The sequence below is a fragment of the Flavobacterium panacagri genome (assembly GCF_030378165.1).
In the GTDB taxonomy this organism is placed as follows: Bacteria; Bacteroidota; Bacteroidia; order Flavobacteriales; family Flavobacteriaceae; genus Flavobacterium; species Flavobacterium panacagri.
Genome location: NZ_CP119766.1, coordinates 633,029 through 646,066, shown reverse-complemented (window position 1 = coordinate 646,066; position 13,038 = coordinate 633,029). Strand labels below are relative to the sequence as shown.

Annotated in this window: 10 protein-coding genes; 5 read left to right on the top strand and 5 right to left on the bottom strand. The window is 32.8% G+C overall.

The features are described 5' to 3' along the window. Positions 1-186: 186 nt before the first annotated feature. Entirely contained in the window at positions 187-2,553 is a 2,367-nt protein-coding gene (locus tag P2W65_RS03045) for an efflux RND transporter permease subunit (RefSeq protein ID WP_289663475.1), read from the bottom strand. Between the two features lie 187 nt (positions 2,554-2,740). Between P2W65_RS03045 and P2W65_RS03040 the strand changes: the two genes are divergently transcribed. The 4 genes from P2W65_RS03040 (at position 2,741) to P2W65_RS03025 (ending at position 7,022) form a co-directional block, all read left to right on the top strand. Beyond that, entirely contained in the window at positions 2,741-3,190 is a 450-nt protein-coding gene (locus P2W65_RS03040) for a hypothetical protein (RefSeq protein WP_289663474.1), read from the top strand. A gap of 4 nt (positions 3,191-3,194) precedes the next feature. Further along, positions 3,195-3,956 (top strand): sensor histidine kinase, encoded by a 762-nt coding sequence (locus P2W65_RS03035; RefSeq protein ID WP_289663472.1) that lies wholly within the window; start codon positions 3,195-3,197, stop codon positions 3,954-3,956. Beyond that, positions 3,919-4,638 carry a LytR/AlgR family response regulator transcription factor gene (locus P2W65_RS03030; protein ID WP_289663471.1) on the top strand — a complete coding sequence of 240 codons (720 nt, stop codon included), beginning with the start codon at positions 3,919-3,921 and terminating at the stop codon, positions 4,636-4,638. Before P2W65_RS03035 ends, P2W65_RS03030 begins: the two co-directional genes overlap by 38 nt. A 113-nt stretch (positions 4,639-4,751) precedes the next feature. After that, positions 4,752-7,022, top strand: coding sequence for a cation:proton antiporter (locus tag P2W65_RS03025; protein WP_179001848.1), 2,271 nt, complete (start codon positions 4,752-4,754; stop codon positions 7,020-7,022). Positions 7,023-7,185: 163 nt separating this feature from the next. Here P2W65_RS03025 and P2W65_RS03020 read toward each other — a convergent pair whose 3' ends face one another. The 3 genes from P2W65_RS03020 to pyrH form a co-directional block, all read right to left on the bottom strand. Next, entirely contained in the window at positions 7,186-9,681 is a 2,496-nt protein-coding gene (locus P2W65_RS03020; protein ID WP_289663469.1) for a DUF5686 family protein, read from the bottom strand. Positions 9,682-9,799: 118 nt separating this feature from the next. Beyond that, positions 9,800-10,363: a ribosome recycling factor gene (gene frr, locus P2W65_RS03015; protein ID WP_179001844.1), complete on the bottom strand. Its 564-nt coding sequence runs from the start codon at positions 10,361-10,363 to the stop codon at positions 9,800-9,802. 70 nt (positions 10,364-10,433) lie between these two features. After that, entirely contained in the window at positions 10,434-11,141 is a 708-nt protein-coding gene (gene pyrH, locus P2W65_RS03010) for a UMP kinase (protein WP_289663467.1), read from the bottom strand. 371 nt (positions 11,142-11,512) lie between these two features. Between pyrH and P2W65_RS03005 the strand changes: the two genes are divergently transcribed. Beyond that, a complete protein-coding gene (locus P2W65_RS03005) occupies positions 11,513-12,130 on the top strand; it encodes a thioredoxin family protein (protein ID WP_289663465.1) in 618 nt (205 codons plus the stop codon). Positions 12,131-12,474: 344 nt separating this feature from the next. On the opposite strand, the gene P2W65_RS03000 is transcribed toward P2W65_RS03005, so the two are convergent. Continuing rightward, complete coding sequence (locus tag P2W65_RS03000) at positions 12,475-13,038, bottom strand: hypothetical protein (RefSeq protein ID WP_289663464.1); 564 nt, start codon at positions 13,036-13,038, stop codon at positions 12,475-12,477.

Here is a 13,038-nt window from a genome sequence, read left to right as displayed (position 1 = left end):
TAGAAAGGATGCCGCTTCGATCAGGGCTAGGGCACTCAATTTCAAAAGAAGCTATTTTTCTTCTATTTTGTTGTTAAGGCGAGTATTAGTGTAAATTTATAAGCCACGAATTCACGAATTATTAAAATTTGTTTTTAAATAAATTCGTGAATTTGTGGCGAATATCTTTATATGGGCAAAGAAAAATTATTTCTCCAAATTCTCCAATTCCTCTTTCTTAGTTTTCTTCTTCTCAAAAGTTAAAACCAGTGATGGCAATACAACCAAGTTAGCAAACATGGCAAAAACCAAAGTACAGGAAATTAATCCTCCTAAGGCGATTGTTCCGCTGAAACTTGATAAAGTAAAAGTCGCAAAACCTAAGATCAAAACTACAGAAGTATAGAAAGTACTTACACCAGTTTCTCTTAAGGCACTGAAAACAGATTTCTTCACTTTTCCACGGTTTTGAATCAGGTCATGTTTGTATTTCGCCATAAACTGAATCGCATTATCTACCGAAATTCCGAAAGCGATACTGAATACCAAAATCGTTGAAGGTTTTAACGGAATTCCGAAATACCCCATTAATCCCGAAGTAATACAAAGCGGTAAAATATTCGTAATCAAAGAAGCAGCTACCATTTTGAACGAACGGAATAAATACAGCATCAAAATTGCAATCGTTGCAATTGCAAAAAGTAACGATTCGATTAAGTTATGTGCCAGATAAGTTGTTCCTTTTTGGAAAACTAAAGCTTTTCCTGTAATCGTAACTTCGTAACGGTCTTTCGGGAAAATTTCATCAATTTTTTTGCGGAGTTTTCCTTCTACTTTTGCCATTTCATCTGTTCCAATATCTTTCATGAAAGTCGTGATTCGGGCATATTGTCCAGTCGAATCCACATAAGCTTTCATTAAATTTTCTTTACTGTTTTTGGTTGCATTTTTAGCATAACCCAAAATAAAAGTCTGTTCCTGTGAAGTCGGCAATTGGTAATATTCAGGGTTTCCGTTATAAAAAGCTTGTTTGGCATATTTAACCAAATTGACAACCGAAACCGGTTTTGCTAATTCGGGAATTTCTGAAATGGTATTTTGCAATTCATCCATTTTACGAATTGTAGCCGGCTTCATGACACCTTTTTTCTTTTTAGTGTCAATCATAATTTCCAGCGGCATAACTCCGTTGAATTCCTTTTCGTAAAATAAAATATCTTTAAAGAAAGAAGCTGTTTTCGGCATTTCGCCAATTAAACTTCCTGATACTTTCATTTGTCTCACTCCATTTAAACTTATTATAAAAAGGATAGCATAAATAGTGTAAACGATTGTCTTTTTACCTTTAACGATATTAGCAACCACATTCAACAGCGTTGAAATATACGTTTTGTCTAAGTGGTATAAGTGTTTCGCTTTTGGCAATGGCATAAAACTGTAAATAATCGGCACGATAAAAAGTGTCAAAGTATAAACAGAAAGCACGTTGATAGAAGTTACCAATCCAAATTCAAAAAGTAATTCGTTTCCGGTAATCATCAAGGTTGCAAAACCAATTGCAGCAGTTAAATTGGTCATCAAAGTCGAAGAACCAATTTTTGAAATCACACGCTGTAACGCTTTTGCCTGATTGTTATGCAGTTTAATTTCCTGCTGGTATTTATTAATCAGGAAAATACAGTTGGTAATTCCGATTACGATAATCAGCGGTGGAATAATAGCCGTTAAAATCGTGATTTTATATCCAAATAATCCAAGTGTTCCAAACGACCAGGTTACGCCGACAATTAAAATACAAATCGAAATAAATGTAGCTCTGAATGAACGGAAGAAGAAAAAGAAAATTAAAGAAACCGTTAATAAAGACGCTCCAATAAAAAGTCCGATTTCGCCTTTCATATTATCCGCATTGATCGTACGGATGTAAGGCATTCCCGAAACTTTAAGATCGATTCCTGTTGTTTTTTCGAATTTATCAATTTTCGGAACTAAATCTTTTAAGATAAAAGTCTTTCTTTCAGCTGTATTTACCAGCGCTTTATTCATGTAGATGGCAGAACGAACACTCCCGCTTTCTTTGTTAAACAAAAGCCCTTCATAAAAAGGAAGATTGTGAAACAAATCATATTGAACCGTTTTTAAATAAGCAGGATCAAGTACTTTGCTTTCTTCAATAAATGGCGCTAAAACAAATTTTTGATTTACAGTATCTTTTTCCAGTTTCTTTAAGTCATTCAAAGAAATTACCAAATCAACTTCTTTCGCTTTTTTCAAACCATTCATTAATTCTGTCCAGGCAGCGTAATTCTTAGGTGTAAAAAACTTCGGATCTTTAAAACCAATCACAATCAGGTTTCCTTCTTCGCCGAACTTATCAAGAAATTTTTGATAATCTTTATTCGCAATATGATCTTTTGGAAGCAAGTTGGCTTCGGTATAAGTCATAGACAGGTTTTTCCATTGATAACCAAGGAAAATAGTTAACAGGGAAAGAATAACCAAAATAGTTATTCTGTTTTTAAGTATAATTCGGGCCAGTTTTTCCCAAAATCCGACTTGGACAGCGTTTTTCATATATTCTTTAAAAATGGATGCAAATGTAGTGAAAAGTGCTCGAAATCATAAATTAACCACAGTATTTTACTTAACGTTAACACAAAAATGCATAATGTTTGAGAAAGAGAAAATGTGTGCTTTTTATATTTTACTCGCAAGGTTTTCTCATATTTGCAATTAATTTATTAATACAAGAGAATAAAAAATGATGTATTCCAAAAAGATTAAGTTTATAACGATTGGTTTGAGTTTATTGTTGCTTTTATTTTCATTAAGCCAAAATGCATTAATTGTAAATTACGGAGGAGAAACAAAAACAGGTGCATCGTTTGACTATTTTTTTATGGGGGCGATCGCTTTTATGGGTGGTGGATTGTTTGAAGAAATTATTTGGCTGGCAAATCCATTGTGTTTATATGCAATTATATATTTCTGGAAAAATGATCCAAAAGCTATTTCTCTGAGTTTATTAGCATCAGCTTTGGCAGTTTCTTTTTCTTTTTGGAGTGAAATTTTGGGAGCTGAAAGTGGAGCAATGGCTAAAATTATTTCTTTTGAGTTAGGATATTATCTTTGGATTTCTAGTATTTTAATTTTAACAATTGGAATTTTAGTTCATTATAGAATGACATTAAAGGGAAGTTTACAATCTTAAAAATATGGAGAACAACAATACCACAACATTTATTTTTTTAGCGATTCTTTTCTTGCTGATTGTCATCATTTGTTTTATGATTTATCAATTGATGCAGGCCAAAAAAGCAAAAGAAGATGCAGAAAAGAGTTTTTATGCGCTTGAAGTAAAAGTAAATGATCTTCAGTTAGAAAATCTTGAATCAAAACTAAATCCGCATTTGTTTAAGAATATTTTAAATTCGATTCAGTCACATGCTTATCAAACGTATTTCGCCTTAGATAAACTGGCCAATGTTTTGGATTATATTTTATATGAAAGCAAAAAGAAATTTGTGACGGCAAAAGAAGAAATCAATTTTGCACTGAATCTAATCGAAATCAATAAAATTAAAATCAGTCCGCTTTTTGAATTGAAGATTAAAACGAATATCAACGAAGACGATAAATTATACGATCAGCCTTTGTTAGCGCCTTTGATTTCAATTGATTTAATAGAAAATGCATTTAAACACGCCGATCTTCAAAGTGCTGATGCTTTTATTTCGGTAGTTTTTGAATTTAAAGACAATGCTTTTTTTATGACCGTTTCAAACAAAATCTCAGATAAAAAAGTGTTGAAAAAGGAGCGAAGCGGTTTTGGTCATGCGACTTTAGAACATCGCCTTCGAATTATTTACAAGAATAATTTCAAACTCGATAAGTTTATAGAAAACGACATTTATATTGCTCATCTAAAAATAGATTTACTTGAATACAAAACTGAAATGCTTGCTTCTGGACGATGAGCTTCCAGGATTGACTTATCTGAAAATGCTTTGCGAACAAATTCCAGAATTGGAAATCGTCAAAACATTCAATAATCCGCAGAAACTTTTGTCTGATATTCCAGATCTGGATTTTGATCTCTTAATTTCTGATATCGAAATGCCAGGAATGGACGGTTTGCATTTAGCTGAAATGTTAGATAATAAATTAGTGATTTTCTGTACCGCTTATAAAGATTATGCCGCCGATGCTTTTAATATTGATGCTGTTGATTATATCACAAAACCGGTAAAACTGGAACGTCTTCAAAAAGCCATTACAAAAGCTTTTGAGCGTTTCGATAAATCAGATAATTCCAAAAAGTTCATGCAATTGAATACAGATAAAGGAAAGACTTTGCTGTATTTTAATAAAATTCAATACATCACAACAGCTTCAAGCGATAGCCGTGATAAAACAGTTTTGCTTACCGATGGAAGTTTTCTGAATTTAAAGAATGTAAAATTCGATACCCTTTTACACGAATTACCCGACGCCGATTTCTGTAGAATTAACAAAAAAGAAATTGTAGCGGTAAAGGCGATAAAATTTTTTAATCACAACGAAATTGTGCTTCATCATTTAGAAGAAAACAATAAAAATACAGCCTTAATCTTAAGTGAAACCTATCGTTCTGATTTTTTGAAAAAGGTAAAATTATAACTTATTACAAAGTTTTTCCATCTTGTTACATACATTGAAAATTAGCCTGTAATTTGCTTTTTCACTTAAAACTCAGTTCTGATATTTGCGGCAATAAATCAAAAGAACGAGTTATGAATAACATTAAAAACTCTGTATTTTACATTACAATTATTGGTGGTTTTACAGCACTGATTTATTGGGTAATTTCAAAAGGAGCCGCATTAGAAGTGGGGCGCAACATCGTAAAAAAACAAATCGAAAGTAACCATTGGAATGACTTCTTGGATTCTATGGTTCATAATTTACAGCATCCGTTAGCCATTTTATTGGCGCAGATCGTTACGATCATTTTAGTAGCCCGTTTATTTGGATGGTTTTTCAGAAAAATCGGTCAGCCATCTGTAATTGGAGAAATGATTGCAGGTATTGTTCTTGGGCCGTCTTTGGTCGGAATGTATTTTCCTGAATTTTCAGCCGCTTTATTTCCAAAAGAATCATTAGGAAACTTGCAGTTCTTAAGCCAGATTGGTTTGATTCTTTTTATGTTCGTAATCGGAATGGAATTGGATCTTAAAGTACTAAAAAACAAAGCACATGATGCGGTTGTGATCAGCCACGCCAGTATTGTAATTCCGTTTGCTTTAGGATTAACTTTAGCTTATTTTATATACCACACTTTTGCCCCAATTGGTGTTGAGTTTTCTTCTTTCGGATTATTTATGGGAATTGCCATGAGTATAACTGCTTTTCCGGTTTTGGCCAGAATTGTACAGGAACGAGGAATGCAGAAAACAAAACTAGGAACGATCGCGATTACGTGTGCGGCAGCCGATGATATTACAGCTTGGTGTATTTTGGCTGTTGTAATTGCGATTGTAAAAGCAGGTTCATTTACAAGTTCGTTATATGTTATCGGTTTAGCGATTTTATACGTAATTATTATGTTGAAAATCGTTCGTCCGTTCTTAAAACGTGTTGGAGATTTAAATTCGACTCGTGAAAGTTTGAATAAACCAGTTGTTGCGATTTTCTTTATCACACTTTTGGTTTCTGCTTATGCAGCAGAATTAATCGGAATTCATGCTTTATTTGGAGCTTTCTTGGCAGGAGCAATTATGCCGGAAAACAATAAATTCAGAAACATATTTATTGAAAAAGTAGAAGATGTAGCCATTATCGTTTTATTGCCATTATTCTTTGTTTTTACTGGTTTACGTACACAAATTGGTTTGCTGAATGATCCTGAATTATGGAAAATTACAGGTTTAATTATTGCTGTTGCTGTTGCAGGTAAATTCTTTGGAAGTGCTTTGGCAGCGAAATTTGTCGGACAAAGCTGGAAAGATAGTTTAGCAATTGGAGCATTAATGAACACACGTGGTTTGATGGAACTTGTTGTTCTGAATATCGGTTACGATCTTGGAGTTTTATCTACAGAGATTTTTACGATGATGGTAATCATGGCTTTGGTTACGACTTTTATGACAGGCCCAGCTTTAGATTTTATCGGATTCATTTTTAAAGATAAAGAAACCGCTGTGCCAGAAGAAATAGGAAGTAAGAGTAAATATAAAATTCTGCTTTCGTTTGCAACGCCAGAAAGAGGAAAAAAACTGCTTCAAATCGCTAATAGTTTAGTTAAAAAACAGCCAGACAACTCGATTGTAACAGCGATGCATTTGTCATTGAGTACAGAAATTCACTCTTTTGATGTGAAAGATCATGAGAAAAAAATGCTGGTTCCAGTTATCGAAGAATCCAATCGTTTAAATCAAAAGATTGTAAGTCTTTTTAAAGTTTCTAATGATATTGATACCGATATTATTGATTCGGCAAATCATGGAGATTATGATTTGTTATTGGTTGGTCTTGGACAATCTATCTTTGATGGAACTTTGCTTGGAAAAATCCTTGGATTTACAACCCGAATTGTAAACCCAGATCGTTTGATTGATAAGTTTACCGGAAAAGAAGGTTTGTTTGAAAATAATCCTTTTGATGAAAGAACACGTCATATAATTGCAAAAACCAAAATGCCAGTTGGTATTTTTATTGATAAAGATTTAGAAGAAATGAATCAAGTGTTTATTCCTGTTTTTAGTAAAGAAGATGCTTTTTTAATAGATTATGCTAAAAAATTAATCAATAATAATGGTTCTCAGATCACGGTTCTGGATGCAAGCGGAGAAGTTCGAAGTACTCGTGAGATTCAGGAAACCATCCGATCTATAGAACAGATTGCCCCAAATCATATTATGATTATGAATGACAGAACAATTAAAAAAGAGTTTTTAGATGGTCAAAACCTAATGATTATAAGTTTGGACAGCTGGAAAAAACTAATAGAATCTCAAAGTACTTGGCTGAACAATACGCCTTCGGTTTTGATTCTTAAACCATAAATAGTTTTAAATCTCAATTTTTTGAAATTCCAAATTCCAATTTTAGTGATTGGGATTTGGGATTTTTTTTATTTGCGAAGAACTTTGTCAAAGTTTTAAACTTTGACAAAGATTTCTAACGAACGTATTGGAATTTGGAATTTCAAAAAATTGGAATTTACAATTAAAGTCCCAGATCCAGTACATAAGAAATCTTAACCGCAATATTATCTTCAAACTTCAATAACTGATTTGGGCCATAACGATAGAATCCAGCCAAACCAAAACCTTTGTAAATTTTGTTTAATTCTAAACCTGATTCATAAAAGCCTCTTTCAAGTGTTTTGTAAGATGGGCCAACATGCTGTTCAGGGTTTTCCATATTACCCCAAGCCATTCTCGAAACTATAACCAATGAAGGTCTGACCTTTTTGAGAATTGTAATACGGTCAAAACCATGTTTAATTTGAAACATTAAGTATTGACTAGAGAAAAACTCGTTAAAAAACATCGTTTCAAAAGCATTTCTTCCCGAAAAAGTAATACGCTGTACAACCGTTTCTTTAGTTAAATTATTCGGAGAAGTATTGTACAAATGTGTAATCGGAACATCTCCCATGGCTAAACCTGCTTGGAAAAGCAAACTGGTTTTCTGACGGTTTAAATATTTCTTTTCGTATTCAGCTTTAAAATCGATTTTGCTAAAAGTAAAATCATTATCAAATACATTCGGCAAAGACTGCGTGTATTGAAAAGTAAACCTAGGAAATCTTTTTTCCGATTCATTTCTTCCCGTTGGAGTCTGCATAAAATCACTGAAAGGCGCCCAAACAATAGAAAGCATTGCCGTTGTCATCACATAACTCGAATACAATTTTCCGTCGTAATTAAATAAATAATCAAATTTTGGCTCGATATAATTTCTTGAAAACTCTAGAACAGCTTCTGTTTTAGGAATAATTTTGGTTTGAATATTACCGCGCCATCCCGAATATTCATAAAATGTACTGATGTTAATTGGACGCGGATCATAAATTTTAAAAACACGTTTGTCAACTGCAAAAACAGTACTTGCAATCTCACGAACATCATCTGTGTAATAGCCGTTAAACCAAGTATTGGTGTATTTGTCTAATAAAACGCCAGCGCCTAAACTATATTTAAAAGCACCATCTTTTGTTCCGTATGCTGTATAACCTTCAATTCGGAAGTTTTTCGATAATCGATCATTTGTAATACCGCCTAAACCAACACGAAAGCCTTCATAATTGTTATAGCTAATGATCTTTTTTAAATCCAAATCAACTGGGCCGATTGGATAAAAACCATTTATAATTTTTCGGCCAATGCCCAAGCGTTTTTCAATTCGATTGCTGACAGAAATACTGTCCAGTAATTGATATGTTTTTTGGCTTTTTAAGTCAAGATTTTCTTTTCGGTAAGCTTCCCAGAAACTTTCTGGTTTTTTAGCAGCATCGTCATTAATTTCGATATAAAGTGATGGGTTTTTTACAGGACTGCTCGTGTTGAAACGAACATCAAAGCTATTACTCTCAGAAAGCAGATAAGTAAAATCTGAAGCCACTTTTTTTCTCGGTTCAAAATTCTCTTCAACATCTCCGTCAAATTGAATCGTTCCGCCAAGAATTCTAATATCATCATCATTTTTTCCTTTGACAATTTTGAAAGTGGTATTGCTTTGGAACCAGATTTTTTCTTTCGGAATATATTCAAATTCATGGATACCGCTGATGTCCAAAACGCCTTTAATTCGCATTACGGCTTTAGCGACAGCAAAATTTTCTTTGTCAATATATAAAACTCCTTCTAAACCAGATGATCTTCGCTTAAGTTTGTTTTTGAAATAAATCATGTAAGCGTCACGACCTTTAATACTTACAGTGTCTAATAATTTATAATTGTAGGTAGATGTTGCAGAGTTTGAAATTGGATTTTCATATTTAGTCTCAAACAATTCATATTTCGGATCATAAATCGAAATTGACTGAAGATTAAATGCTAGCACTTCATAAATTGGCTGTTTAAATCCTGCCATTTTAGTGCCAAGAACAGTTTCTTTTAATTTTTTGTTTGTAAATTGATATTGAGAGACTTTCTCTGTTTGAAATAAATGCTGTTTGCTTATAATTTCTTTGAATTTATAATCGGAGGAATCAACATTAATTATTTTTTTATCTAAATCTTTATAAGATGCTGAAGAATCAACTCTCCCATCTATAGAGTCTGGATTGGCTGTTACAATAAGTTTGTTGTAGGTTTTATACTCGAAATTATTGAGCTTTTTCTGTGGATCATTTTGCCATTTGCTGGCTATTACTTTTCGTATTATGGTTAAAGCCGGATTTTCGTTGGAAACAATAACTTCTTTTAAATCATCTGTCTGCTGCGTAAGTGAAACAGCATAAAAAGTTTTGTTTTTGATTAATGCAATTGTCTTCTTTTGAAAACCAACGTAAGAGACTGTTAAAGTATTTGCCGATGTACTAATCTTGAAAATGAACTTCCCATCAACATCTGTAATAGTGTTGTTGTTTTCTGAAGTGGTAATGGTGGCAAACGGAAGAGGTTTGTTGTTTGAATCGGTAACGATTCCGTTTATTTGAATTTGCGCCTGAAGTGTAAGCGTAAAAAACAAAGTCAAAAAACAAAATAGCTTCATACAGAATGATATAGTTTCAAAAACGAAAAGAATTAAATTTTCGTATGCAAAAATAGCAATAAAAAAATCCGTCTGATACAATAAACCAGACGGATTTTATATTTTATTATAAAACTAATTACACTTTCATGATTTCAGCTTCTTTTAAAGCCAATAATTCATCGATTTTTTTGATGAAAGCGTTTGTTAAGTTCTGAACTTCTTCTTCAGCAGATTTACAGATATCTTCTGAAGTTCCTTCTTTTTCTAATTTTTTAATATCAGTATTGGCATCTTTACGAGAGTTGCGAATACCAATTTTAGCATCTTCAGCTTCAGATTTTGCCTGTTTTGCTAAATCACGACGACGCTCTTCTGTTAATGGTGGTACGCTAATAATTACCATATCACCATTATTCATCGGGTTAAAACCAATGTTAGCAATTAAAATAGCTTTCTCAATTGCTTGCAGCATATTTTTTTCAAATGGCTGTAATGTAATTGTTCTTGCATCTGGTACACTGATTTTAGATACTTGCGAAAGCGGTGTCGCTGAACCATAATAATCAACAAAAACACCTCCAAGCATAGCTGGAGAAGCTTTTCCTGCACGAATATTTAGAAACTCTTTTTCTAAGTGTGCAATCGTACCGTTCATTGATTCTTCAGTACTTTCTAAAATAAAATCTATTTCTTCAGTCATTGTTTTTTAGTTTTCAGTTTTATTTTCAGTTTTCAGTTAAAGTCATGCGACTGTAAACTGTTACTGATGACTATATATTTACTACAGTTCCTATATTTTGGCCTTCGCAGATTTTCAATAAGTTTCCAATTTTGTTCATATCAAAAACTACGATTGGCAATTTGTTTTCCTGGCTTAATGTAAATGCTGTGGTGTCCATAACATTCAATCCTTTTTTGATTACATCATCAAAAGAAATAAAATCAAATTTTATAGCAGAGGCATTTTTCTCAGGATCAGAATCATAAACTCCGTCAACACGTGTTCCTTTTAATATTACATCAGCGTTGATTTCGATTCCTCTTAAAACTGCAGCTGTATCAGTTGTGAAGTATGGGTTTCCAGTTCCTGCACCAAAAATTACAATTCTGCCTTTTTCTAAGTGACGGTCAGCTCTTCTTTTAATGTATGGTTCTGCAATAGATTCCATTTTCAAAGCAGTCTGCAAACGTGTTTTCATTCCTTTATCTTCAAGAGCACCTTGTAAAGCCATTCCGTTAATTACAGTAGCAAGCATTCCCATGTAATCGCCTTGAACTCTATCCATTCCAGAGCTTGCTCCGGCAACTCCTCTAAATATATTTCCTCCTCCAATAACAATTGCAATCTCTACTCCTTTACTGTGAATCTGCTTAATTTCGTCTGCATATTCGGCTAATCTTTTTGGGTCTATACCGTATTGTAAATCACCCATTAGCGCTTCGCCGCTAAGTTTTAGAAGAATTCTTTTATATTTCATGTGTGTGTCGCGTTAATTTGTGCAAATATAGACATATTCTGATTTTTAAAAATAATGTTTGCAAAAAATTAATCGGACTTATGATTTTAGATTTATAAAGCCTTTGAAAGGGTTTGTTTTTTTACCGCAAAGGGCGTTAAGAGTTTTGGATAGATACGCTTTGATACGAAAAGTTGGCAAAGCTTTGTGTTCAAAATCCTTTTGCGAACTTTTTCAATTTCCTATTTCATTATTTAGGTTAAAATTTTAGCGCCCTTTGCGGTAAAAAAACAATTTCAAATTAAATTTAAATAGACTATTAAATGTGACAAATGTCATTTCTGCATCTTTCTAAATTTTGTATTTTTATATGTACTAAAATTGAAATAAATATGAAAAGCATCGTAGCCAAAGCATTGTTTAATAGTCATTCTTATGCGGAATACCGAAAATTAGTTACCGATTTATTAACTGAAGGAAAATCAACAGGAAATGAACAATCAGAAAGTTTGACTAATTATTCTAAATTGAATGAAGCGAGAATGAACAGACTGGAAAAAACCATCAAAATTTCTGAGACTGTTGCTGAAAAACTTCAAAACTTAGATAATCATTATATCTGGCTGGTTTTGTCTGAAGGTTGGTGTGGTGATGCGGCGCAGATTCTTCCTGTTTTAGAGAAGATGGCTCATGTTTCGAATAAAAAAATCGATCTTAGAATTGCATTGCGTGATGAAAACAATGATTTAATGAATCAGTATTTAACGAATGGCGGAAGAGCAATTCCAAAAGTCATCATAATCTGTAAAGAAGCAGGAATTGTTCGTGCCGATTGGGGGCCAAGACCTAAAGGAGCCGCCGAGTTAATGGCTAAACATAAAAAAGAAGTCGGCCCGATCGATGAAAAAATTAAAACCGATCTGCAGCTATGGTATTTGGCAGATAAAGGTATCTCGGTACAAGAAGAATTGCTTGAAATTATGGAGAATATCAAGTATAATCGATTGTGATTTTGCTTAATCTGTTGATAAACAAATATTTTGGATGAAAAAATATCTAAAAGTGTTTTTATTTTACTTTAAGATTTTGTAACTTAGTAAATATAATCCCACTTCTATTATAACTTTCTGATTTACTCTTTTTATTGGTGTTTAATTTAATGTCTAACAATTAAAAATGCACTATTATGAAAAAGTTATTTGAAAGGTTTTATGATTTCTTCTCTCAATTTTTATTTGGAGGAAAAAATGTGCCTCACTATTAATTCAAGATAAGTATGAAATAGTATTACTTATTTTAGGAGCCTGGCACATTATGTTTTTATGTAATGTGCTTTTTATTTTTTAGAAAGTAGTTATTCTGAAGTTTCTGATTTATAATAAAAGAAATCTTGTAGTGTTACACCAAAAGAAATTGCACCAATGCTTTTTTCATTGTGAATAGGAAAAGCATAATCACTTATTTCTGCAAAAATGGTAAATTCATCTGAACCAATTCCGAGTTTTAATTTTTTGTATTCTCCATTCAAATTACCACGGCCTAAAGCGAATCCTTTTCCGAAACCAGCCTGAAGCATAATTCGGGTATCAACACCCACTTTCGGATTTAAACCAAGATTTAGAAAAACAGGTACAGCAACAAGTTTATTGTCCCATTTCCAGTCCATGCCACTATGAATTCCCAATGTCAGCCATTTTTTATAATGTACTCCATAACCAATTTGCGAGCCTAAACCATTAGGTACAAAAAAAGCATTTGAGTAACTGGATTCATTAGGATCTATGGAGTTGTCTCTGTCGGGATTCCCAGTTATTGAAACGGCAATATCAAATTGTGTATAGGTAAATTTACTGACTTGACTATGTATAAAAGAATTAACGAAAGTTGTAGATGCAATAACCAGTAAAATTCTCTTCAT